General features: G+C 51.3%; 20 protein-coding genes and 1 rRNA gene. 18 read left to right on the top strand and 3 right to left on the bottom strand.

The annotated features are described in order from the left end of the window. Nucleotides 1-31: 31 nt before the first annotated feature. Both ppc and argE read right to left on the bottom strand, forming a co-directional pair. A complete protein-coding gene (gene ppc, locus BIY29_RS16825; RefSeq protein ID WP_121576212.1) occupies nt 32-2,671 on the bottom strand; it encodes a phosphoenolpyruvate carboxylase in 2,640 nt (879 codons plus the stop codon). 252 nt (nt 2,672-2,923) lie between these two features. Further along, entirely contained in the window at nt 2,924-4,084 is a 1,161-nt protein-coding gene (gene argE, locus BIY29_RS16820) for an acetylornithine deacetylase (RefSeq protein ID WP_121576211.1), read from the bottom strand. Nucleotides 4,085-4,287: 203 nt separating this feature from the next. Between argE and argC the strand changes: the two genes are divergently transcribed. From argC to hemB, 12 genes are all read left to right on the top strand, one after another. Next, nucleotides 4,288-5,292: an N-acetyl-gamma-glutamyl-phosphate reductase gene (gene argC / locus BIY29_RS16815; RefSeq protein ID WP_121576210.1), complete on the top strand. Its 1,005-nt coding sequence runs from the start codon at nt 4,288-4,290 to the stop codon at nt 5,290-5,292. Between the two features lie 34 nt (nt 5,293-5,326). Further along, on the top strand, nt 5,327-6,100 hold the full coding sequence (gene argB, locus BIY29_RS16810) for an acetylglutamate kinase (protein ID WP_121576209.1): 774 nt from the start codon (nt 5,327-5,329) through the stop codon (nt 6,098-6,100). 62 nt (nt 6,101-6,162) lie between these two features. Next, nucleotides 6,163-7,536 (top strand): argininosuccinate lyase, encoded by a 1,374-nt coding sequence (argH, locus tag BIY29_RS16805; RefSeq protein ID WP_121576208.1) that lies wholly within the window; start codon nt 6,163-6,165, stop codon nt 7,534-7,536. A gap of 192 nt (nt 7,537-7,728) precedes the next feature. Next, a complete protein-coding gene (gene rmuC / locus BIY29_RS16800) occupies nt 7,729-9,261 on the top strand; it encodes a DNA recombination protein RmuC (RefSeq protein WP_121576220.1) in 1,533 nt (510 codons plus the stop codon). A 131-nt stretch (nt 9,262-9,392) separates the two neighbouring features. Then, nucleotides 9,393-10,148: a bifunctional demethylmenaquinone methyltransferase/2-methoxy-6-polyprenyl-1,4-benzoquinol methylase UbiE gene (ubiE, locus tag BIY29_RS16795; protein WP_121576207.1), complete on the top strand. Its 756-nt coding sequence runs from the start codon at nt 9,393-9,395 to the stop codon at nt 10,146-10,148. 12 nt (nt 10,149-10,160) lie between these two features. Next, nucleotides 10,161-10,769 (top strand): ubiquinone biosynthesis protein UbiJ, encoded by a 609-nt coding sequence (gene ubiJ / locus BIY29_RS16790; RefSeq protein ID WP_121576206.1) that lies wholly within the window; start codon nt 10,161-10,163, stop codon nt 10,767-10,769. Continuing rightward, nucleotides 10,766-12,406, top strand: coding sequence for a ubiquinone biosynthesis regulatory protein kinase UbiB (gene ubiB, locus BIY29_RS16785; RefSeq protein WP_121576205.1), 1,641 nt, complete (start codon nt 10,766-10,768; stop codon nt 12,404-12,406). Before ubiJ ends, ubiB begins: the two co-directional genes overlap by 4 nt. An 82-nt stretch (nt 12,407-12,488) precedes the next feature. Next, nucleotides 12,489-12,746 (top strand): Sec-independent protein translocase subunit TatA, encoded by a 258-nt coding sequence (locus BIY29_RS16780; protein WP_121576204.1) that lies wholly within the window; start codon nt 12,489-12,491, stop codon nt 12,744-12,746. Nucleotides 12,747-12,749: 3 nt separating this feature from the next. Continuing rightward, nucleotides 12,750-13,277 carry a Sec-independent protein translocase protein TatB gene (gene tatB / locus BIY29_RS16775; protein WP_121576203.1) on the top strand — a complete coding sequence of 176 codons (528 nt, stop codon included), beginning with the start codon at nt 12,750-12,752 and terminating at the stop codon, nt 13,275-13,277. A 3-nt stretch (nt 13,278-13,280) separates the two neighbouring features. After that, complete coding sequence (gene tatC, locus BIY29_RS16770; protein WP_121576202.1) at nt 13,281-14,033, top strand: Sec-independent protein translocase subunit TatC; 753 nt, start codon at nt 13,281-13,283, stop codon at nt 14,031-14,033. 22 nt (nt 14,034-14,055) lie between these two features. After that, the gene (tatD, locus tag BIY29_RS16765; protein WP_121576201.1) at nt 14,056-14,838 is read left to right on the top strand and encodes a 3'-5' ssDNA/RNA exonuclease TatD; all 783 of its coding nucleotides are present in this window, start codon (nt 14,056-14,058) and stop codon (nt 14,836-14,838) included. 17 nt (nt 14,839-14,855) lie between these two features. Continuing rightward, nucleotides 14,856-15,878, top strand: coding sequence for a porphobilinogen synthase (gene hemB / locus BIY29_RS16760; RefSeq protein WP_121576200.1), 1,023 nt, complete (start codon nt 14,856-14,858; stop codon nt 15,876-15,878). A 39-nt stretch (nt 15,879-15,917) separates the two neighbouring features. On the opposite strand, the gene rfaH is transcribed toward hemB, so the two are convergent. Then, complete coding sequence (gene rfaH, locus BIY29_RS16755; protein WP_121576199.1) at nt 15,918-16,406, bottom strand: transcription/translation regulatory transformer protein RfaH; 489 nt, start codon at nt 16,404-16,406, stop codon at nt 15,918-15,920. A 180-nt stretch (nt 16,407-16,586) separates the two neighbouring features. On the opposite strand from rfaH, the gene ubiD reads away from it, so the two are divergent. From ubiD to BIY29_RS16725, 6 genes are all read left to right on the top strand, one after another. Then, nucleotides 16,587-18,083 (top strand): 4-hydroxy-3-polyprenylbenzoate decarboxylase, encoded by a 1,497-nt coding sequence (gene ubiD / locus BIY29_RS16750; RefSeq protein WP_121576198.1) that lies wholly within the window; start codon nt 16,587-16,589, stop codon nt 18,081-18,083. 53 nt (nt 18,084-18,136) lie between these two features. Continuing rightward, a complete protein-coding gene (fre, locus tag BIY29_RS16745; protein ID WP_121576197.1) occupies nt 18,137-18,838 on the top strand; it encodes an NAD(P)H-flavin reductase in 702 nt (233 codons plus the stop codon). Between the two features lie 184 nt (nt 18,839-19,022). After that, complete coding sequence (pepQ, locus tag BIY29_RS16740; RefSeq protein WP_121576196.1) at nt 19,023-20,354, top strand: Xaa-Pro dipeptidase; 1,332 nt, start codon at nt 19,023-19,025, stop codon at nt 20,352-20,354. 86 nt (nt 20,355-20,440) lie between these two features. After that, a complete protein-coding gene (trkH, locus tag BIY29_RS16735; protein ID WP_121576195.1) occupies nt 20,441-21,892 on the top strand; it encodes a Trk system potassium transporter TrkH in 1,452 nt (483 codons plus the stop codon). Nucleotides 21,893-21,913: 21 nt separating this feature from the next. Further along, nucleotides 21,914-22,453 carry a menaquinone-dependent protoporphyrinogen IX dehydrogenase gene (hemG, locus tag BIY29_RS16730; protein WP_121576194.1) on the top strand — a complete coding sequence of 180 codons (540 nt, stop codon included), beginning with the start codon at nt 21,914-21,916 and terminating at the stop codon, nt 22,451-22,453. A gap of 394 nt (nt 22,454-22,847) precedes the next feature. Then, a 16S ribosomal RNA gene (locus tag BIY29_RS16725) occupies nt 22,848-22,974 on the top strand; the annotation flags it as partial.

Below are 22,974 nucleotides of genomic sequence, written 5' to 3'. Positions count from 1 at the left end.
ATCGACCGACCGTTTGTATGGTTTCTGGCGATCAGCCGGTGTTGCGCATACCGGCGGCGACACCGGCAATCGTCACCATCAGCGCCAGCTCCACTTCTGGGTCCGGCTCTTCCTGCTGGCGTGAGCGATGTAACAATTCAGCCTGAAGCACGTTCAATGGGTCGGTATAAACGTTGCGCAGTGCGATCGATTCGGCAATCCACGGCAGGTCTTCCATCAGGTGGTCGTCATTGGCGATAGTCAGCACGACATGAATATCAGCGGCTAACTGATCGCGCAGTTGTTTCCCTAACGGCCACAGCCTCTTATCTACCAGACGTTGGTCATAGTATTCGGCCAGCCACATATCCGCTTTGGAAAACACCATTTCCAGCATCCCGATACGGGTGGAGAAAAACGGCCAGTCGCGGCACATGGTTTCCAGGTGTTCCTGCTTGCCGTCGTTCACGACTTTTTGCAACGCGGCGCCGGCGCCAAGCCAGGCGGGCAGCATCAGACGGTTCTGCGTCCAGGCAAAAATCCACGGAATAGCGCGCAGGCTTTCCACGCCGCCGGTAGGACGCCGTTTTGCCGGGCGGGAACCTAACGGTAATTTGGCCAGCTCCAGCTCCGGGGTGGCGGAACGGAAATAAGGGACGAAGTCTGGATTTTCGCGGACATATCCGCGATACATATCGCATGACACCCGGGACAGCTCATTCATCACTTCCTGCCATTCCTGTTTAGGCTCTGGCGGCGGCAACAGGTTGGCTTCCAGAATGGCGCCGGTGTAAAGCGCCAGACTGCTGATGGTGACTTCCGGCAGGCCGTACTTAAAGCGGATCATCTCGCCCTGTTCAGTGACGCGCAGACCGCCTTTCAGGCTTCCCGGCGGTTGAGAGAGCAGAGCTGCATGGGCTGGCGCACCGCCGCGCCCGATAGAACCACCACGGCCATGGAACAGCGTCAGCGCAATACCCTCTTTTTCACAGGTTTTAATCAGCGAATCTTGTGCACGGTATTGCGCCCATGATGCCGCCATTACCCCGGCGTCTTTCGCGGAATCAGAATAGCCAATCATCACCATCTGCTTGCCCTGAATGACCCCGCGATACCAGTCGATGTTCAGCAACTGGGTCATGACATCGTTAGCGTTATTCAGGTCATCCAGCGTTTCAAACAGCGGAACAACCGGTAGCGTAAACGGGCACCCCGCCTCTTTAAGCAACAAATGAACCGCCAGCACGTCTGACGGTGTGCGCGCCATTGATATCACGTAAGCCGCGATGGAACCTGTCGGCGCTTTAGCGATAACCTTGCAGGTATCGAGCACCTCTTTGGTTTCCGCACTTGGCTCCCATTGACGAGGCAACAACGGACGTTTAGAACTGAGTTCGCGGATCAGGAAAGCCTGCTTGTCAGACTCAGACCAGCTCTCATAATCACCTAAGCCCAGGTAACGAGTAATTTCGGCCAGTGCCTGGGAGTGGTAGGTGCTCTCCTGACGAACGTCAATGCGTACCAGCGGCACACCGAAGCAACGCACGCGGCGCAGCGTGTCCAGCAGTTGGCCATCGGCAATAAAACCCATGCCGCAGGCGTGAAGTGACTGGTAACAAGCGTATAGCGGTTCCCAGAGTTGTTCATTGGTGACCAGTAAGTCTTTCGGCGGCAGTAACTGTTCGCCTTTGAGACGGGCCTCCAGATAACTCAGTGTGGTATTGAGCTGGGTACGTAATGATTTCATGATGGCGCGGTACGGTTCCTGTACCTCGCTGCCGCCAGCCAGTTCGTGCAGTTCCGGTGTACATGCGGACATCGACAGTTCTGACACCAGAACCTGGATATCTTGCAGGAACAGATCGGCGGCTTTCCAGCGGCTGAGTAGTAACACGTGGTGAGTGACCTCTGCGGTCACGTTCGGGTTGCCGTCACGGTCGCCGCCCATCCATGAGGTAAAGCGCACCGGAACCGCTTCTACCGGCAGACGATAGCCGAAAGAGTTTTCAAGCAGTTCATCCAGCTCGCGTAAAAAAGCAGGCACGCCTTCCCACAGGCTGTTTTCAACTACGGCGAAGCCCCATTTTGCTTCTTCTACCGGGGTGGGGCGTATTTTGCGGATTTCGTCAGTATGCCAGGACTGTGCAATAAGCTGGCGCAGACGGCGCATAATCTGGTTACGCTCATAGTCAGCCAGATCGTCATGATCGAGCTGCTTCAGACAGGTATTCACTTCAACCAGCTTGTGGATCAGCGTCCGGCGGGTAATCTCGGTAGGGTGTGCTGTCAGTACCAGCTCAATGGAAAGCGATTCGACGGCATCACGAATATCTCTTTCCGTCAGATCTTTATTCTCTTTTAAGCGGCCAAAGGCTTTGGCGAGGTGTTCCGGGTTGTTGGCCGCCTCACCATGTGGCGAAATGGTGTGATATTGTTCCGCGGTGTTGGTTAAGTTAAGAAATTGGCTAAATGCACGGGCTACCGGCAATAGCTCATCATTGGACAGATTTTGTAGTGTGTTCAGCAGTTCCTGGCGGTGTTTTTCACTGCCTGCCCTGGAGGACTTTGATAATTTACGAATCCTTTCTACCTTATCCAGAATGTTCTCACCCAGCGCTTCCTTGATCGTATCGCCAAGTAGCTTACCTAGCATACTGACGTTACTTCGCATTGCTGAATATTTTTCGTTCATAGTTACCCTGACCCATCTCTAATTTTTTGTAAGTTTATTTCAAAAGAAAAACGTACTACGCTCTTTTCATCTAGCCATGACGAGGTTGATTCGTCAATTGACGATTCTTTGTTCTCGTTATTCTTTTATACCGTCGATCTTTTTACCTGCATTGATATGGACATGGCAATTTGTGAAATTTAATTACAGACGCGCTGACATTAGGCCCGCTTATTTGAACGAAGAAGCGGGACACCGATGCCACTTTTACCGTCAGCGGGATGAGTGGTGACAGAAATGTTGAATCATCTGCGAAATTAACGCCCTGGTTGGTTTGATAAAGGCGGTATCCAGGAATTCGTCCGGCTGATGCGCCTGATTGATAGACCCAGGCCCTAAAACCAGCGTAGGACAACGTTGCTGAATAAACGGCGCTTCGGTGCAGTAATTGACGACTTCGGTTGGCGTACCCAATAATTTTTCCACGACTTCCACCAAATGATCGTCTGCCGGGCATTCATAACCGGGGATTGGCGGATGCAGTTCAGCGATCGTCAACCGCCCCGGCCAGCGTTGGCTCACTGGCGCCAGCGTTTCAGAAAGCAACCCGTTCAGGTCACTGAGCGTCAGCCCCGGCAGCGGGCGGATATCCATATGCAGTTCACAGCAGGCACAGATACGGTTCGCCGCGTCGCCGCCGTGAATATGGCCCAGATTCATGGTTGGATAGGGGATATTGAACGCCGCGTTGTGATAGCGCTCTTGCAGAGTATTGCGCAATACCAGCAGATGCGAGATGGCCTCGTGCATTAATTCAATGGCGTTAACCCCGCGGGACGGATCGCTGGAGTGACCAGACTGCCCCTGAATGCGAATAGCGCTGGACATATGGCCTTTGTGGGCACGAACCGGTTGCAGCGAGGTCGGCTCGCCGATAATGGCGCAGTCCGGTTTGATCAAGGTGGACTCGGCAAAATATCTGGCGCCAGCCATGGTGGTTTCTTCATCGGCGGTGGCGAGAACATAAAGTGGTTTGGTCAGTTTCGCCGGATCGATGTCGCGCAGGGTATCGAGAATGAAGGCGAAGAAACCTTTCATATCGGCAGTGCCTAAGCCATACAACTTATTGTCGTGCTCGGTCAGCGTGAAGGGATCGCGCGTCCAGCGCCCGTCGTCGAAAGGCACGGTATCCGTGTGTCCCGCTAGTAATAAGCCGCCTTTGCCTTCCCCTATTCTGGCCAGCATATTAAATTTATGCTGTGTACCGGGTACGGGCTGGACTTCAACATGAAAACCTAAATCGGTAAACCAGCCAGACAGCAAATTGATTAATTTCTGATTACTTTGATCGAGCGCGCTGTCGGTTGCACTGATGGACGGAGTCGCGATCAACGCCCGGTATAGCTCAATAAAATGGGGTAAGTTCATCTTCACTGTTGACAGCCTCTGGTTAGGATAGTATCAATATTCATGCATTTATTTTGAATAAAAATACAATAATGCTAAGTGAAAGGAAACCAGAAGGTACTGGTGATGACGAATTCATCGTGTCACTTAGCTTCACGGGTGAACAGCGTGATGACGCTGATGAGCCTTGTTGTCTGTTCTATTGATGAGTAAGAAGGTATACCGATCCCATGCTGAATACGTTGATTGTTGGTGCAAGTGGTTATACCGGCGCCGAACTTGCACTTTACCTGAACCGTCACCCACAGATGAACATAACCGCTTTAGCCGTTTCAGCGCAAAGCGTAGATGCAGGAAAGTTAATTTCTGATTTGCATCCGCAGTTGAAAGGGATTATTGATTTGCCGGTTCAGCCGTTAACCGATGTTGCTGACGCCGCCAAAGGTGTAGATGTGGTCTTTCTGGCGACCGACCACAAGGTCAGCCATGATCTGGCGCCTGAGTTTCTTGCCGCCGGTTGCGCCGTCTTCGATTTATCCGGTGCATTCCGTGTTAATGATGCGGAATTTTATCGTCGTTATTATGGTTTTGAGCATCAGCACGCCGACTGGCTGGCTCAAGCTGTATATGGGTTGGCCGAATGGCAGGCCGAAGGCATAAAGCAGGCGCAGCTTATCGCCGTGCCGGGATGTTACCCTACCGCGTCACAACTGGCGCTGAAGCCGCTGGTGGACGGTCAGTTGCTGAACACGGCGCAGTGGCCGGTGATTAATGCGGTGAGCGGCGTCAGCGGCGCGGGGCGTAAGGCCTCGATGACCAACAGTTTTTGTGAGGTCAGCCTGCATCCTTATGGTATTTTTAACCATCGTCATGAACCTGAAATCTCGACTCACCTCGGTACGCCGGTCATTTTTACGCCACACCTGGGTAATTTTGCCCGCGGTATACTGGCTACCATCACCTGTCGGCTACAGCCGGGCGTGACGCAGCAGGATGTTGCTGAGGCTTATCACAATGCCTATCACGGCAAACCGCTGGTGCGTCTGTATGAGAAAGGGGTGCCCGCGTTGAAATCCGTAGTGGGGCTGCCGTTCTGCGATATCGGTTTTTCCGTGCAGGGCGAACACCTGATCGTGGTCGCCACCGAGGATAACCTGCTGAAAGGCGCGGCAGCGCAGGCAGTGCAGTGTATGAATATTCGTTTTGGTTTCCCGGAAACCCAGTCTTTACTCTGATTACCATTTACCATTCTGAGGCGCGAAGAGAACAATGAACCCGTTAATTATCAAGCTAGGTGGCGTTCTACTGGATAGTGAAGAGGCGCTGGAGCGCCTGTTCACCGCACTGGTTACCTATCGTAAGCAACACCAGCGCCCGCTTGTGATTGTGCATGGCGGCGGATGCCTGGTTGACGAACTGATGAAAAAATTATCGTTACCGGTGGTGAAGAAGAATGGCCTGCGTGTGACGCCTGCCGATCAGATCGACATCATTACCGGCGCATTAGCGGGTTCAGCGAATAAAACTTTGCTGTCGTGGGCGAAGAAGCACGACATTGATGCTGTCGGCTTGTGCCTGGCGGACGGTGGCAGCACAAAAGTGACGCAGTTGGATGAAGCGCTGGGTTTCGTCGGTCAAGCGCAGGCCGGTTCACCTGTGCTGCTGAATACGCTGCTGTTGGCGGGTTATCTGCCGATTGTCAGCTCGATCGGGATTACCGAACAGGGCGATCTGATGAATGTGAATGCCGATCAGGCCGCCACCGCGCTGGCACAGACGCTGGGCGCCGATTTAATTCTGCTTTCCGACGTGAGTGGTATTCTGGATGGCAAAGGCCAGCGTATTGCGGAAATGACGGCGCAAAAAGCGCAACAGCTGATCGCGCAGGGCATCATCACCGATGGCATGATTGTGAAAGTCAACGCAGCACTGGATGCTGCTCGTATGCTGGGGCGTCCGGTAGATATCGCCAGTTGGCGTCATGCCGATCAGTTACCCGCACTGTTTAACGGTGTGGCTATGGGTACGCGTATTTTAGCGTAAACCGTTTCCGGGTATGGCATGATGCCATACTTGAATTTATTTGAATCTTTGGAGTAATGGTTATGGCCTTGTGGGGCGGTCGGTTCAGTCAGGCGGCAGATCAGCGTTTTAAACAGTTCAATGACTCACTGCGGTTTGATTACCGTCTGGCAGAGCAGGACATCATCGGCTCGATTGGCTGGTCGAAAGCATTAGTCACCGTCAATGTGCTCAACCAGCAGGAGCAGCAGGCGTTGGAACAGGCGCTGAATGCGCTACTGGCTGAAGTGCAGGCCGATCCTGAAATGATTCTGCAAAGTGATGCCGAAGATATCCACAGTTGGGTTGAACAGCGCCTGATTGAGAAAGTTGGCGATCTGGGTAAAAAGCTGCACACCGGGCGCAGCCGTAACGATCAGGTCGCCACCGATCTTAAACTGTGGTGCAAAGCGCAAATAGCCGAACTGCTGCTGGCGGTGCGTCAATTGCGTCAGGCGCTGGTCTCCACGGCGCAGGCGAATCAGGACGCCGTCATGCCGGGCTATACCCACTTGCAACGTGCCCAGCCAGTAACTTTCTCTCATTGGTGTCTGGCTTATCACGAGATGCTGGTGCGCGACGAAAGTCGTTTGACAGATACGCTGAAACGTCTGGATGTTAGCCCGCTGGGCTGCGGCGCATTGGCGGGGACGGCCTACCCGATTGATCGTGAGCAACTGGCCGGATGGCTGGGGTTTGCCTCTGCCACGCGCAACAGTCTGGACACGGTGTCTGATCGTGATCACGTACTTGAACTGTTGTCTGACGCGTCTATCGGTATGGTGCATTTATCCCGCTTTGCCGAAGACCTGATTTTCTTTAACAGCGGTGAAGCGGCGTTCGTCGAGCTTTCTGACCGTGTGACCTCTGGCTCCTCGTTGATGCCGCAGAAAAAGAACCCCGATGCGCTGGAGCTGATCCGCGGCAAATGTGGCCGGGTTCAGGGGGCGTTGACCGGCATGATGGTGACGCTGAAAGGATTGCCGCTGGCGTACAACAAAGATATGCAGGAAGACAAGGAAGGGCTGTTCGATGCTCTGGATACCTGGCACGACTGCCTGATGATGGCCGGTCTGGTGCTGGAAGGCATTCAGGTAAAACGTCCGCGTTGTCAGGAAGCGGCGGAACAAGGTTATGCCAACGCAACGGAGCTGGCGGATTATCTGGTCGCAAAAGGCGTTCCGTTCCGTGAGGCGCACCATATCGTTGGTGAAGCTGTGGTCGAAGCCATTGCTCAGGGAAAAGCGCTGGAAGCGCTGTCGCTGGCTGATTTACAAAAGTTCAGCGCCGTTATCGCTGACGATGTTTACCCGATTCTGTCGTTGCAATCTTGTTTGGATAAACGTGCGGCACAGGGCGGCGTATCACCGCAGCAGGTGGCGAAAGCCATTAGTGACGCTAAACAGCGCCTGGGCTGACAGATCGACTAAGGCCGGTCGCTGTACCGGCTTTCTTTCATTGTTGCAAGATCAAATTGCAATTCCGTTCGCATTTCCCGATTTTTTCCCCCATGTTTTTCCCTAAATTCTTTCATTATTAGTATTGCCTCTGGACATCCATACAGTATCGTTCTACTTTGACGAGCAGCAGTAGTGACCAGCGGAGGCGCAGTGGATATCAGCATATTTTATGGATTGGGTGGCGGTCTGGTTGGCTTGTTAGCCGGTTGGCTCCTCGTCAGCTTATTGCACCAGCAGCGGCAGTCTCGTCATGAAACCGAGCAGCGTTTACTCGAACAGGCATTGCAGCAAACTCAGCAGCGTCTGATCGAAAGCCAGCAGACAAGCAAACAGCATGAACAGCAACTGCGCGAAAATGAACTGGCGTTGCGTAACGTTCACAGTCAATTAGCCGCCAGCCAGGAAAAGCTGCAACAGTTGGTACAACTGCGTGAGGAGTGTATTCAGCTAAACCAGGAACTGCGTACCTTGCGTGAGGTCAACAGCGCTCAGGAGGCTGAACTGCGGGAAGTCACTATCCGGCTTGAAGAAACGCGTATAGCTGCTGAAGAGAAGCAGCGTCTTTTGATGAGCAGCGAGCAGCGGCTGACTACTCAGTTTGAAAATCTGGCCAACCGAATTTTTGAGCACAGTGGCCGTAAAGTGGATGAACAGAATAAGCAGAGTCTGGATCGTTTATTGATGCCGCTGCGTGAACAGCTTGATGGTTTCCGGCGTCAGGTACAGGATAGCTTTGGCGCAGAAGCCCGTGAACGTCACACCCTGGCGCATGAAATTCGTAATTTGCAACAGCTCAATGCTCAGATGGCCCGCGAAGCGATTAACCTGACCAAAGCCCTGAAAGGAGACAATAAGACACAGGGAAACTGGGGCGAGGTGGTACTAAGCCGGGTGCTGGAAGCCTCCGGGCTGCGCGAAGGGTATGAATACCAGACGCAGGTCAGCGTACAGACCGGCGCAAATAATCGTATGCAACCTGATGTAATTGTCCGTTTGCCGCAAGGCAAGGATGTGGTCATTGACGCCAAAATGTCGTTGGTGGCCTATGAGCGCTATTTCAACAGTGAAGACGAAGCAGAGCGTTCAGCCGCTCTCAATGAGCATTTGCTCTCCGTCCGTGGTCATATTCGTCTGTTAGGCAGCAAAGACTACCAACAACTACCGGGGCTGCGTTCTCTGGATTATGTTCTGATGTTTATTCCTGTCGAACCTGCGTTTCTGGTAGCAATAGATCGCCAGCCTGAGTTGATCAGTGAAGCGCTGAAGCACAATATTATGCTGGTTAGCCCCACAACGTTGCTGGTGGCATTACGCACCATCAACAACCTGTGGCGTTATGAGCAACAGAGCCGCAATGCACAGCAGATCGCTGAACGGGCGTCGCGGCTGTACGATAAACTGCGCTTGTTTGTTGATGATATGGAAGCATTAGGCCAAAGCCTTGATAAAGCACAGGGCAGCTATCGTCAGGCGATGAATAAACTTTCGTCCGGGCGTGGTAACCTCATTAGTCAGGCCGAGGGGTTCCGTGCGTTGGGCGTGGAGGTAAAACGTCCAATTAGCCCATCATTAGCGGAGCAGGCAACGGTGCACGAAAGCAACGTTCAAAATACGCTAACCGAGACGCCTGCATCGGCGGATGCTGAGAGTAACCGGTTGAAATCGGATTCAGGAGCAGGCTAGTGACTCCTGTAACCAGGATCTCGATCCTTAAACGATTAGCATTGGGGCGGTGGGCTTTTTATCCGGGTCTGTTACACTCTTTCCATTAAACAGGCAGACCCGATATTTGACTAAAATAGTAGGCGGATAAAATGGCAAATGAGCCGGAGAAAACAACCGATTTTGGTTTTCGCACTGTCGCCAGGGATGAAAAAGAAGTCATGGTGGCTGACGTTTTTCATTCTGTAGCAGCAAAATATGACCTGATGAATGACCTGATGTCTTTCGGCATTCACCGTATCTGGAAACGGTTCACCATTGAATGCAGCGGCGTACGGCGTGGTCAGCGCGTACTGGATGTTGCTGGCGGGACGGGTGATCTGACGGCAAAATTCTCCCGAATCGTCGGTGATGAAGGTGAAGTGGTCTTAGCCGATATTAACGCCTCAATGCTTAAGGTTGGCCGCGAGAAACTGCGCAATAAAGGCATTATCAATAATGTCAGCTATGTGCAGGCAAATGCGGAAGAGCTGCCATTCCCGGATGATTTCTTTGATTGCATCACCATATCTTTTGGTTTGCGTAACGTTACCGATAAAAACAAGGCGCTGCGCTCCATGTACCGGGTATTGAAACCCGGTGGACGCCTGCTGGTGCTGGAGTTCTCCAAACCGGTATTGAAGCCGTTAAGTAAAGTTTACGATGTCTATTCGTTCCACGTCTTGCCAAGAATCGGCGAGATGGTGGCGAGGGATGCCGGAAGTTATCGCTATCTGGCGGAATCCATTCGTATGCACCCCGATCAGGAAACCCTGAAAGGGATGATGAGTGATGCCGGTTTTGACAGCGTCAATTATTTCAATCTTACCGGTGGGATTGTCGCGCTGCACCGTGGTTTTAAATTCTGATTGGACATGCCAATGCTGATAACGTCTGTGCTGACAGCTACGCTGGAAACGGCGCTCAATCAGCTACTGTTTCGTGACCGCAGTATGAAAGCTGCGCGTCAGCGCCTGCACGGGAAAACGCTGCAAATTGAGTTGTCTGAGCTGAAGGTGCCGCTGGTACTTATCTTCAGCGAGCACCGGCTCGATGTGATAAGCGAGTGGGGGGAACAGACGGATTGCCAACTGAAGACGCGTTTACCGGTTCTGATAAAGTTACGCGATCGGCAGCACCTTTCTTCTTTGATGCGCAGCGGCGACCTGATCATAGACGGCGATATCCAGGTGGCACAGCAGTTCATCGGGCTGCTTGATTTGGCCGAGTTTGACCCGGCGGAATGGTTGGCGCCTTATCTGGGGGATGTGGTGGCGCAGGGGGCGAGTCAGACGGCGCAAAAAACACTGGGCGTATTTAACCGCATATTGCGCAGGCAGCAGCAGGCATTGTCTGAAATGTTGACGGAAGAATGGCGGTTAGCGCCGGGTAAACTTGAAAATGCCTGGTTCCAGGATGAAATGGCTATATTGGAGAAGTCAGTTGAAAGCCTGGCTGAACGGCTGGCGAAGTTGGAGACCCCACGATGATGCCTGGTGAACTGCTTCGTCTATACAGCATCGTACGCGTTTTACTGAGCTATGGCCTGGATGAGCTCATCCCTCAAATACGGTTGACGATCCCGCTGCGTCTTGGCCGCCGTCTATTGTTCTGGTTGCCAAACCGCCATGCGGACAGGCCGCTGGGGGAGCGTTTGCGTTTAGCATTGCAGGAGCTTGGTCCGGTGTGGATCAAGTTCGGTCAAATGATGTCAACGCGGCGCGATCTGTTTCCACCGGCGATTGCCGATCAACTGGCGATGTTGCAGGACCGGGTTGAACCTTTCGATGGCAGGCTGGCGCGCAAGCAAATTGAGTTGTCGATGGGGGGGATCCCTCTGGAGAACTGGTTTGATGATTTTGATGTGAAGCCGCTTGCATCGGCATCGATTGCTCAAGTCCATACCGCTCGCCTGAAAGCTACCGGCAAAGAGATCGTCATTAAGGTCATCCGGCCTGATATTTTACCGGTGATTAAAGCCGATATGCGCCTGATGAAGCGTCTGGCTGGCTGGCTACCGCGGCTGTTGCCGGATGGCCGACGCCTGCGCCCACGAGAGGTGGTGCGTGAATACGAGAAAACGCTGCTCGATGAGCTGAACTTGTTGCGTGAAGCGGCGAATGCTATTCAACTGCGGCGTAATTTTGAAGATAGCCGTATGCTGTACATTCCCGAGGTCTACTCGGATTACTGTAGCGAGAGTATGCTGGTGATGGAGCGTATCTACGGTATTCCGGTTTCTGATATTGAAACGCTGAAAGCCAACGGGACTAACTTGCAGTTACTGGCAGAGCGCGGGGTTCAGGTGTTTTTTACCCAGGTATTCCGCGACAGTTTCTTTCATGCTGATATGCACCCCGGTAATATCTTTATCAGTTACGAACACCCCGACGATCCCCAATACATCGGGATTGACTGCGGGATTGTCGGTTCGTTGAACAAAGAAGACAAACGCTATCTGGCAGAGAACTTTATTGCATTCTTCAATCGTGACTATCGTAAAGTGGCCGAGTTGCACGTGGATTCAGGCTGGGTGCCGGCGGATACCAATGTCGAGGATTTCGAATTTGCTATCCGTACCGTTTGTGAACCTATTTTTGAGAAGCCTTTAGCGGAAATTTCATTCGGTCATGTATTATTGAATCTCTTTAACACGGCACGCCGTTTTAATATGGAAGTACAACCTCAACTGGTGCTATTGCAAAAAACGCTGCTGTATATCGAAGGGATTGGACGCCAACTCTACCCCCAGTTGGATCTGTGGAAAACGGCCAAACCGTTTTTAGAAAACTGGCTAAAAGGACAGGTCGGCCTGCCTGCCGTTATACGGGCCTTAAAAGAAAAAGCACCGTTTTGGGCTGAAAAACTGCCGGAGATACCTGAATTATTTTATGACGGTTTACGCCAGCACAAAATACTGCGGCAGAGTGTCGATAAGCTTGCAGATGAATTGCGCACACAACATGTTCGTCAAGGACAATCCCGTTATCTACTGGGAATTGGCGCAACGCTATTGATAAGTGGTACGGTGTTACTGGTCGGCCATGTAGAGGCAGACATTGTACCTTCTGGTCTGATGGCTGCGGGGGTTGTCGCCTGGATTATCGGTTGGCAGCGAACTCGTTGAAACAGATTATGCTGTATAGCAAGATTACCCTATATAATGGCGGTAGTTTTGGTGGCCCCCTTTTTTGAAAGAGGTAAACGTTATGGGCGGTATTAATATTTGGAACTTGTTGATTATCGCAGTTATCGTCGTATTGCTGTTTGGTACCAACAAGCTGAGAACATTAGGTTCAGATCTGGGCGCTTCCATCAGAGGCTTTAAAAAAGCGATGGGTGATGAGCAGCCGTCCGATAAAACACAGCAAGATGCTGATTTTGCGACTAAGTCGATTGCAGATGCAGACCCACAGCCGGAAGTTAAGCAGGATGAAACAAAAAGCCAGCATAAAGAGCAGGTGTAATCTGTGTTCGATATCGGGTTTAGCGAGCTGCTATTGGTGATGGTGATCGGCCTGGTTGTTCTTGGGCCAGAACGTTTACCTGTAGCAGTAAAGACAGTGGTAAGTTGGATTAGGACGCTGCGTTCGCTGGCATCTACGGTTCAGAATGAGCTGTCGCAGGAATTGAAACTGCAGGAATTGCAGGACAGTCTCAAGAAAGTAGAAAAAGCCAGCCTGCAAAATTTGTCACCGGAATTGAAAGCGTCCATGGAAGAGCTGAAAGAGGCTGCGGAGGCCATGAAGCGCGGCTATGCTGAAAAATCCCCCCAAAGTGAGGAAGATTCGACGGAACAGCCGCCTTCTCAGCCGTTAAGCGATCCTGAAGCTGTTCATGATGGCGTGGTTGATATAGAAAAGGCACTATCGTCGGCTGTGGAGACTAATCCCCGGCCTGAGCGCAACCCGATTGCGCCCACACCGGCGTCTGACCACAAAATCAAATCTGAGCCGTCTCCCGCAGTTTCTACCCATCAACCAAGTGGTGATCGTTAGTTTATGGCCGCTGAAGATACCCAACCGCTGATTAGCCACCTGATCGAACTGCGTAAGCGGTTGTTGAACAGTATTATTTGTGTGCTGGTGGTGTTTCTGGCACTGATTTACTTTGCTAATGACATTTACCAGATGGTTTCTGCCCCGCTGATTGAAAAACTTCCTGCGGGCGCCAGTATGATTGCTACCGATGTGGCGTCACCCTTCTTTACGCCGATCAAACTCACCATTATTGTGTCGGTGTTTGTATCGGCCCCGTTGGTGTTGTATCAGGTGTGGGCATTTGTTGCGCCTGCCTTGTACAAGCATGAGCGCCGGTTGATGATGCCGCTGCTGATTTCCAGCAGCTTGTTGTTTTATGCCGGTATGGCATTTGCCTACTTCGTGGTTTTTCCGCTGGCATTTGGCTTTTTTGCCAAAACAGCACCCGAGGGCGTATTGATTGCGACCGATATCAACAATTACCTCGATTTTGTCATGGCGTTGTTTATGGCATTCGGCGTTTCGTTTGAAGTGCCGATCGCGATTGTATTACTGTGCTGGAGCGGGGTGGTGACACCGGAGGATCTGAAAAAGAAACGGCCTTATATGCTGGTCGGGGCTTTTGTCGTCGGTATGTTGTTGACGCCGCCAGATGTTTTTTCTCAGACGTTGCTTGCTCTTCCCATGTATATGTTGTTTGAGGTCGGGGTATTTTTCTCCCGATTTTATGTGGGTAAAGGTCGCCGGGCGAACGCGGAAGAGCCTTCACCGTAGTTATCTGTGAATACGTCATCAAATGTTTGATATCGGAGTTAATTTAACCAGCACGCAGTTCGCTAAAGACCGTGGGCAAGTTATTGTCCGGGCAAAACAGGCTGGCGTAAGTGGTATGCTGGTAACGGGTACCAACATTCAGGAGAGCCGTCAGGCTCTGGCGCTGACGGCGGCATACCCGGATTACTGTTGGGCAACGGCGGGTATTCACCCACATGACGCCAGCCGCTGGAACGAATCTGCCGCTGAACAGATTTACAACATGGCGCTATCCGCTTCCGTGGTGGCGATCGGTGAATGTGGGCTCGATTTTAACCGTAACTTTTCCACCCCTGAACAACAGGAGCGGGCATTCAATGCCCAATTGTCGCTGGCGGCAGAGTTATCACTGCCGGTATTTCTGCACTGCCGTGAGGCCCACTTCCGCTTTATTACCCTCCTGACGCCCTGGCTGGGCAAACTGCCGGCGGCGGTTATTCACTGTTTCACCGGAAACCGCAGTGAGCTTGATGAATGCCTGGCCTCAGGGTTAATGATAGGCATTACCGGTTGGGTGTGTGATGAACGTCGGGGCCTTGCCCTGCGTGCCTTGTTAAAACATATTCCATGTGATCGGCTGCTGTTGGAAACTGACGCACCGTATTTATTACCACGGGATTTAAGCCCTAAGCCGGCATCCCGTCGTAACGAATCCTGTTTTCTCCCTCATATTGTTCGTCAGGTTGCGGGTTGGCGTGATGAGGATGCCACGTGGCTGGGGCAGAAAACAGATGAAAATGCCCGCCGGGTTTTCCGGCTGGCTTGATTCAGGAGAATAATTATATGAGCAATGCTTTTCCCGGTACTTTCCCTGGCCGACGTTTGCGCCGTATTCGTCGCCATGACTTCAGCCGTCGCCTTGTCGCTGAAAACCAATTGACGGTGAACGACCTGATCTATCCTGTCTTTGTTATGGAAGGGAAAAACCATCAGCAGGAAGTCCCCTCAATGCCAGGGGTATACCGGATGACCATCGATGTGTTGCTAAGGGAGGCTGAAGACATTGCTAAACTTGGCATCCCGGTACTGTCGTTGTTTCCGGTAATAGAGGCCGATAAAAAATCATTAGGTGCTGAAGAATCCTATAACCCGGATGGCCTTGTCCCGCGAGCTGTTCGTGCACTCAAAGATGCGGTGCCGGAACTGGGGTTGTTGACGGATGTTGCTTTGGATCCCTATACCACGCATGGGCAGGACGGCATCATTGATGAAGATGGCTACGTCATTAACGACGTCACGAAAGAGCTTCTGGTACGTCAGGCGTTGTCACATGCTCAAGCCGGTGCGGAAATTGTTGCGCCCAGCGATATGATGGATGGGCGTATTGGCGCGATCCGTGACCAGTTGGAAATGCAGAATCTGGTTAATACGCAAATTATGGCTTACTCGGCTAAATATGCATCTTGTTATTATGGCCCTTTCCGCGATGCGGTTGGCTCTGCCAGTAATTTGAAGGGCGGGAATAAAAAAACTTATCAGATGGATCCCGCCAATAGCGACGAAGCCCTACAGGAGATTGCCCAGGATCTCCAGGAAGGCGCCGATATGGTGATGGTAAAACCGGGGATGCCATATCTGGACGTGATTAAGCGCGTTAAAGATACGTTCGGTGTACCGACTTTTGCCTATCAGGTTTCCGGGGAGTACTCGATGCAGATGGCGGCCATTCAGAATGGTTGGTTACAGGAACAACCTCTGGTCATGGAGTCACTGCTGTGCTTTAAACGCGCAGGGGCTGATGGCGTATTAACCTACTTCGCCAAGCGCGTCGCGCAATGGCTGCGGGATCAGCATTTGCAGCGTTGATGCCAGTTTCGTCAGGATGGTTTTCACCGTTCCTGACGATTACACTTTCTGAAATTGCCGGTTATCAATGCTCTGACAAACTTGTTTATTCAATAAATTCAGCAACAGCATTGAGCGGGCTTCCCCATCTGGCTCCGTATAGATAGCCTGTAGGCCGGTAAAAATTCCATCGGTAATTATCACTTCATCACCCGGCTGAGGGGTTTGCGGGTCGGTAATGTTTTGCATTGGGTGTAGTGATAAATCATCGATCACCTGCTGAGGAATGACGGCGGGCAGATTGCCGAAGCGTACGAAATTACTTACCCCACGAGTGGCGCTGATGGTAGTGGTATGGATGCGTTCAGGATCGAACTCCACAAACAGGTAGTTCGGAAATAGCGGTTCACAAACCTCGGTTCGTTTGCCTCGCACAATTTTATCCAGGGTTATCATTGGGCTAAGGCAGGTAACATCCTGGCGTTCTAAATGCCCTTTCGCCCGCAGCAACTGACCACGTTTACAATATAGTAAGTACCAAGATTCCATAATTTTGCAGAATGATGATTCCAGGCGACAAGCATATCAAAAGCTGTCGTGGATAAAAAATTTTCTGGAGGAATCCTAAACGTCGCTTACGACGGCCCGAACGCCCGCCAGAAATAGCCGCACTAAGAAGCGACAGGCTGGTGAAGAGACTTTATAATAACCAGATCCACAACTGCCCCGATGATCAGCATGAAATATCGTGATTTACGCGAATTCCTCTCGCTGCTGGAAGAGAGAGGGGAATTGAAACGCATTAGCCAGCCTATCGATCCCCACCTTGAAATGACGGAAATAGCCGACCGAACCTTGCGGGCGGAGGGCCCGGCTCTGTTGTTTGAAAACCCGAAAGGTTACAGCATGCCGGTGCTGTGTAATTTGTTCGGCACGGCAAAACGCGTGGCGATGGGTATGGGGCAGGAGGACGTCAGCGCATTGCGCGACGTCGGTAAGCTGCTGGCTTTTCTTAAAGAGCCGGAGCCGCCGAAAGGATTTCGCGATCTGGTGGATAAAATGCCTAAATTTCGCCAGGTGTTAAATATGCCGACGAAACGGCTGGCGTCAGCGCCTTGCCAGGAACAGATATGGCAGGGCGATGATGTCGATTTAAGCCGGATACCGGTTATGCATTGCTGGCCGGAGGATGCCGCACCGCTGATTACCTGGGGATTGACGGTGACCCGCGGACCGAATAAAGAACGCCAGAATCTGGGTATTTACCGGCAGCAGGTGTTAGGTAAAAACCAACTGATTATGCGCTGGTTGTCGCATCGCGGCGGTGCGTTGGATTTTCAGGAGTGGTGTCAGGAAAATCCGGGGCAGCGTTTCCCGGTTTCTGTTGCTCTGGGTGCCGATCCCGCCACGATTCTGGCCGCTGTTACGCCAGTCCCTGACTCGTTATCTGAATATGCTTTTGCCGGACTGCTGCGTGGACATAAAACTGAAGTCGTGAAATGTCTGTCGAACGATCTGGAAGTCCCTGCCAGTGCAGAAATGGTATTGGAAGGGTATATTGAGCCTGGTGAAATGGCGCCGGAAGGGCCGTATGGGGATCATACCGGTTACTACAATGAGATCGATAACTTCCCTGTCTTCACGGTGACACATATAACCCAGCGGCATGATGCTATTTATCATTCCACTTATACCGGGCGTCCACCGGACGAACCCGCCGTATTGGGTGTGGCGCTCAACGAAGTATTTGTACCGATTCTGCAAAAGCAATTTCCTGAGATTGTCGACTTTTATTTACCGCCTGAGGGTTGCTCTTACCGTCTGGCGATCGTTACCATGAATAAGCAGTATGCCGGTCATGCCAAACGCGTCATGATGGGCGTTTGGTCTTTTTTACGGCAGTTTATGTACACCAAGTTTGTTATTGTCTGTGACGATGATATTAATGCCCGTGACTGGAAAGATGTTATCTGGGCGATCACGACGCGCATGGATCCGGCACGAGATACCGTATTAGTGGAAAATACGCCGATAGACTATCTGGATTTTGCTTCACCGGTTTCCGGTTTGGGTTCTAAAATGGGACTGGATGCGACCAATAAATGGCCGGGTGAAACACAACGCGAGTGGGGGCATCCAATCAAAAAAGATCCTCAGATATGCGCTCGTGTTGATGCTATATGGGATGAACTTGCCATTTTTAGTGACAGAGAACCCCGGCGTTAACCTGCTATTGCTCTGTTCCCAGTTTTGCTTTGATGACCCTACAGAGGGAATGCATGACGACATTGAGCTGTAAAGTGACTTTGGTAGAGGCAATAACCGATACGGTTTATCGGGTTCGTTTATTACCTGAGGCTCCTTTTTCTTTCCGTGCTGGTCAGTATCTGATGGTAGTGATGGACGAACGGGATAAACGTCCTTTCTCTGTGGCTTCCACGCCAATGGAGAAGGATATTATTGAACTGCATATTGGTGCATCTGAGCTTAATCTTTACGCTATGGCGGTCATGGAGCGCATTCTGAAAGAGAAAGCGCTGACGGTGGATATTCCGCATGGTGAAGCCTGGCTGCGGGAAGAGAGCGAACGCCCGTTGGTGCTGATTGCCGGTGGTACGGGGTTTTCCTATGCGCGCTCTATTTTGCTGACAGCACTGGCTCAACAACCTGAACGTTCTGTCGCGATTTACTGGGGAGGCAGGGAAACCAAGCACCTTTATGATCTTGCCGAACTGGAAGCCCTTGCCACTCAATATGCTAATTTGCAGGTCATCCCGGTGGTTGAACAACCGGAAGAGGGCTGGGATGGCAGAACCGGCACCGTATTAAGCGCGGTACTGCAGGATTACGGTTCATTAGCCGAACAAGACATTTATATTGCCGGTCGTTTTGAAATGGCAAAAATCGCGCGCGAACGTTTCTGCAATGAACGTGGCGCGCTGGCGGCGCATATGTTCAGTGATGCTTTCTCGTTTATCTAAGAAAACCCCGCGTGATAGTCTGCGGGAGTTTTCGGTTATCATCCCCTATCCCTTGCCAATGCACATCGCGGCTTTCCATCAGATGGATTAGCCTGACGGAAATCCGGGCAAAATGTCGGGCACTGTCGTTGGATGGTGGCTGTGTTAAAATGAAGGCATTGTGCAGTGATAAGCAGGGATACCTATGGAAAAGCTGGCTTCTTTATATCACCATCATCTGGTTACGTTGCAGCAACGCGTACAGGCCGTCTTGGCGCGCCACCAGCTTGACGCATTGTTGATTCACTCTGGTGAGTTATTGACGGTATTTCTGGACGATCACGACTACCCCTTTAAGGTCAATCCGCAGTTTAAAGCCTGGGTGCCGGTGACTCAGGTGCCAAATTGCTGGTTATGGGTTGATGGCGTTAATCCGCCGAAATTGTGGTTCTATTCCCCTGTGGACTACTGGCACAACGTCGCCCCTGTTCCGGAAAGTTTCTGGACAGACGAGGTGGACATTGCAGTTCTGCGTAACGCCGATGATATCGGGCAATTACTTCCACCACTACGCCAGCGGGTTGCCTACCTCGGCTATACCCCGCAACGTGCTTTGAGTCTGGGTATTGGCGCTGAAAATATTAATCCTCAGGGGGTGCTGGATTATCTGCATTACTATCGCGCTTATAAAACAGACTATGAGTTAGCCTGTATGCGAGAGGCTCAGAAAACGGCGGTTGTCGGCCATCGTGCCGCATATGAGGCTTTTCTGTCCGGCATGGCTGAGTTCGACATCAACCTGGCTTATCTGACGGCCACCGGCCATAGGGATACCGATGTGCCTTATGGAAATATTGTGGCGCTGAATGAACATGCGGCAGTACTGCATTACACTCAGTTAGACCATCAGGTTCCGTCAGAGGCACGTAGTTTCCTGATTGACGCGGGCGCGGAATATAATGGTTATGCTGCCGATATTACCCGAACTTACTCCTCGCAGGGCGATAATGCATTCGCCGAGCTGGTGAAAGTTCTGAATCAGGAGCAGCTTGGACTTATTGATACTATTCAGGCAGGGATACGCTATACCGATTACCATATTCAGATGCACCAACGAATCGCCAGGCTGTTGACGTCTCATCAGTTGATTCAAGGGATCAGTGAAGAATCCATAGTGGAAAAGGGCTTAACCGGGCCATTCCTGCCGCATGGGTTAGGGCATTCGCTGGGGCTACAGGTACATGATGTCGCCGGTTTTATGCAGGATGACCAGGGCGCTCATCTGGCCGCACCGCCGCAATATCCCTATTTGCGCTGCACCCGCATACTTGAGCCTGGGATGGTGATAACTATCGAACCCGGTATTTATTTCATCGATTCACTACTCGAACCCTGGCGGGTTGGGAAATTTAGTCAGCATTTTGACTGGCAGAAGATTGATGCGCTAAAACCCTTTGGTGGCATCCGCATCGAAGATAATATTGTTATCCATGAAAAGCGGGTTGAAAACATGACCCGTGATCAGAATCTTTCCTGATGCAAGTCTATCCCGTACCTTGCATTTATTGCCAATTTCACAATAATCCCAGCGCTGTTTTATGAATCATTAAGGAATTCTCTTCCATGCACTTGCGCGCCATAACCCGTATTGTGGGTCTGCTGGTTATCCTGTTCTCCGGGACAATGTTTATCCCTGGGCTGGTGGCCTTGATCTATCGTGATGGCGCTGGTCGAGCTTTTACTCAGACATTTTTAGTCGCACTGGTTATTGGCATCGTGCTGTGGCTACCGAACAGAAAGCAAAAACATGAATTGAAATCACGGGAAGGGTTCCTGATCGTCGTATTATTTTGGACGGTACTGGGTAGTGTGGGGGCGCTTCCTTTTCTGTTTGCAGAACATCCAAATCTCGGTGTGACCGATGCGTTTTTTGAGTCTTTCTCCGGGCTAACGACGACTGGCGCAACGACGCTGGTTGGCTTGGACTCATTGCCGAAGGCGATTCTTTTCTACCGGCAAATGCTACAATGGTTCGGTGGTATGGGGATCATTGTGCTGGCCGTTGCCATCCTGCCTATATTGGGTGTTGGTGGTATGCAGCTCTACCGTGCTGAAATGCCAGGGCCGTTGAAAGATAACAAAATGCGTCCCAGAATTGCCGATACGGCGAAAACGTTATGGTTGATTTATGTGCTACTTACCATAGGGTGTGCGGTTTCGCTCTGGTTGGCGGGGATGCCGATTTTTGATGCTATCAGCCATAGTTTCTCAACGGTCTCTGTTGGCGGATTTTCTACTCATGATGCCAGTATCGGCTATTTTAATAGCTCGACGATTAACACTATCGTTGCTGTGTTCCTGCTGATTTCCGGCTGTAACTTTGGCCTGCACTTTGCCGTGTTGAGCGGACGTAGCCTCAAGGTTTACTGGCGTGATCCCGAATTTCGTATGTTCATCTTCGTTCAGATGTCTCTGGTTGCAGTATGTATCGTTGTGTTGTGGTTCCATAACGTTTATGCCAGTGGTATGCAAACGCTGAATCAGGCTTTTTTCCAGGTGGTTTCGATGGCGACCACGGCGGGTTTCACCACCGATAGCATTGCCTCCTGGCCGCTTTTTTTACCGATGTTGCTCCTGTGCTCCGCTTTTATTGGGGGGTGCGCGGGTTCAACCGGTGGGGGATTGAAAGTCATCCGTATCCTGCTGCTTTTCTTGCAGGGATCGCGCGAATTGAAACGGCTGGTTCATCCCAATGCGGTATACACCATTAAATTGGGCCATCGTGCGCTGCCAGAGCGGATATTAGAAGCCGTTTGGGGCTTCTTTTCCGCCTATGCACTAGTCTTCATTGTCAGTATGTTGGCGGTCATCGCGACAGGTGTGGATGAATTCTCCGCTTTTGCCGCTGTCGCCTCCACACTGAATAATTTAGGGCCAGGTCTGGGTGTTGTGGCGGATAACTTTACTTCAATGAATGATGCGGCAAAGTGGATATTGATCCTGACTATGCTGTTCGGGCGTTTAGAAGTTTTTACGCTTTTAGTCTTGTTTACGCCAACGTTCTGGCGGGAATAAAACGGACAAAGGAGTAGTGCAATGAAAGCTTTGATATTGTTTTCCAGTAAGGATGGGCAGACAAGGGCGATAGCCTCTTATATTGCCAACGCGCTTAAAGGAACGTTGGAGTGTGATGTCATCAGCTTGTTAAGTATGAGTAGTGTCGATTTGACTAAATACGATCGGATCCTAATCGGCGCTTCTGTGAGATACGGTCGTTTTAACCCAGCGGTAAATCAGTTTATTCAACAGCACTTAGCCCATTTGCAGCAATTACCCAGCGCTTTCTTTTCAGTAAATCTCACAGCTCGAAAACCAGAGAAGCGCTCATTGCAGACAAATGCCTACACACGGAAATTTTTGCTTAATTCCCCGTGGCAGCCGGATCTCTGTGGCGTTTTCGCGGGTGCGCTACGCTATCCGCGCTATAGGTGGTTTGACCGCATTATGATTCAGTTGATTATGCATATGACCGGCGGTGAAACGGATAGCAGTAAAGAAATTGAATACACCGACTGGGAGCAGGTAACACGTTTCGCCCACGAGTTCGGGCAACTGGTGCCGAAAAAAAACGCATAATAAGCGCAGGGTGCTGCCTTTTTCCGCGCATTGCCGAAAAAAAGCGCATTCAACCACTTTTTTGCATTTACCCCTTGTAAGCTGCCGTGAAGTCCCTATAATGCGCCACCACTGACCCGGCAACGGCGCTTGCGCGGTTGTGATGGCAGCAGGAAGTCAGGCATTAATCACTTGACTTCACAGCGGAAATGCATAAACTATGCGGCCCGCGCCACAGCGTAATGTGGCACTGCTCTTTAACAATATAATCAGACAATCTGTGTGGGCACTCACAAGACGGTATCGGCAAACGATATAAAAAGTCTTGAAGAGTGACTGACAGTAAATTCATTACGAATAAACAGTTGATAATTCTTTGAGCACAGCTATTAAGTTAGCGAATCAAACAAATCTTAAATTGAAGAGTTTGATCATGGCTCAGATTGAACGCTGGCGGCAGGCCTAACACATGCAAGTCGGGCGGTAGCACAGGGGAGCTTGCTTCCTGGGTGACGAGCGGCGGACGGGTGAGTAAAGTCTGG

The organism is Brenneria alni, from assembly GCF_003666245.1.
GTDB lineage: Bacteria > Pseudomonadota > Gammaproteobacteria > Enterobacterales > Enterobacteriaceae > Brenneria > Brenneria alni.
This window is presented reverse-complemented; position numbering and strand designations above follow the sequence as displayed.

Coding starts and splice junctions, on each gene's coding strand:
- tatD (WP_121576201.1), top strand. CDS start 14,056: ATGTTTGATATCGGAGTTAATTTAACCAGCACGCAGTTCGCTAAAGAC.
- trkH (WP_121576195.1), top strand. CDS start 20,441: ATGCACTTGCGCGCCATAACCCGTATTGTGGGTCTGCTGGTTATCCTG.
- argC (WP_121576210.1), top strand. CDS start 4,288: ATGCTGAATACGTTGATTGTTGGTGCAAGTGGTTATACCGGCGCCGAA.
- pepQ (WP_121576196.1), top strand. CDS start 19,023: ATGGAAAAGCTGGCTTCTTTATATCACCATCATCTGGTTACGTTGCAG.
- ubiB (WP_121576205.1), top strand. CDS start 10,766: ATGATGCCTGGTGAACTGCTTCGTCTATACAGCATCGTACGCGTTTTA.
- argB (WP_121576209.1), top strand. CDS start 5,327: ATGAACCCGTTAATTATCAAGCTAGGTGGCGTTCTACTGGATAGTGAA.
- fre (WP_121576197.1), top strand. CDS start 18,137: ATGACGACATTGAGCTGTAAAGTGACTTTGGTAGAGGCAATAACCGAT.
- hemB (WP_121576200.1), top strand. CDS start 14,856: ATGAGCAATGCTTTTCCCGGTACTTTCCCTGGCCGACGTTTGCGCCGT.
- ubiD (WP_121576198.1), top strand. CDS start 16,587: ATGATCAGCATGAAATATCGTGATTTACGCGAATTCCTCTCGCTGCTG.
- tatC (WP_121576202.1), top strand. CDS start 13,281: ATGGCCGCTGAAGATACCCAACCGCTGATTAGCCACCTGATCGAACTG.
- BIY29_RS16780 (WP_121576204.1), top strand. CDS start 12,489: ATGGGCGGTATTAATATTTGGAACTTGTTGATTATCGCAGTTATCGTC.
- ubiE (WP_121576207.1), top strand. CDS start 9,393: ATGGCAAATGAGCCGGAGAAAACAACCGATTTTGGTTTTCGCACTGTC.
- ubiJ (WP_121576206.1), top strand. CDS start 10,161: ATGCTGATAACGTCTGTGCTGACAGCTACGCTGGAAACGGCGCTCAAT.
- rfaH (WP_121576199.1), bottom strand. CDS start 16,406: ATGGAATCTTGGTACTTACTATATTGTAAACGTGGTCAGTTGCTGCGG.
- ppc (WP_121576212.1), bottom strand. CDS start 2,671: ATGAACGAAAAATATTCAGCAATGCGAAGTAACGTCAGTATGCTAGGT.
- argH (WP_121576208.1), top strand. CDS start 6,163: ATGGCCTTGTGGGGCGGTCGGTTCAGTCAGGCGGCAGATCAGCGTTTT.
- hemG (WP_121576194.1), top strand. CDS start 21,914: ATGAAAGCTTTGATATTGTTTTCCAGTAAGGATGGGCAGACAAGGGCG.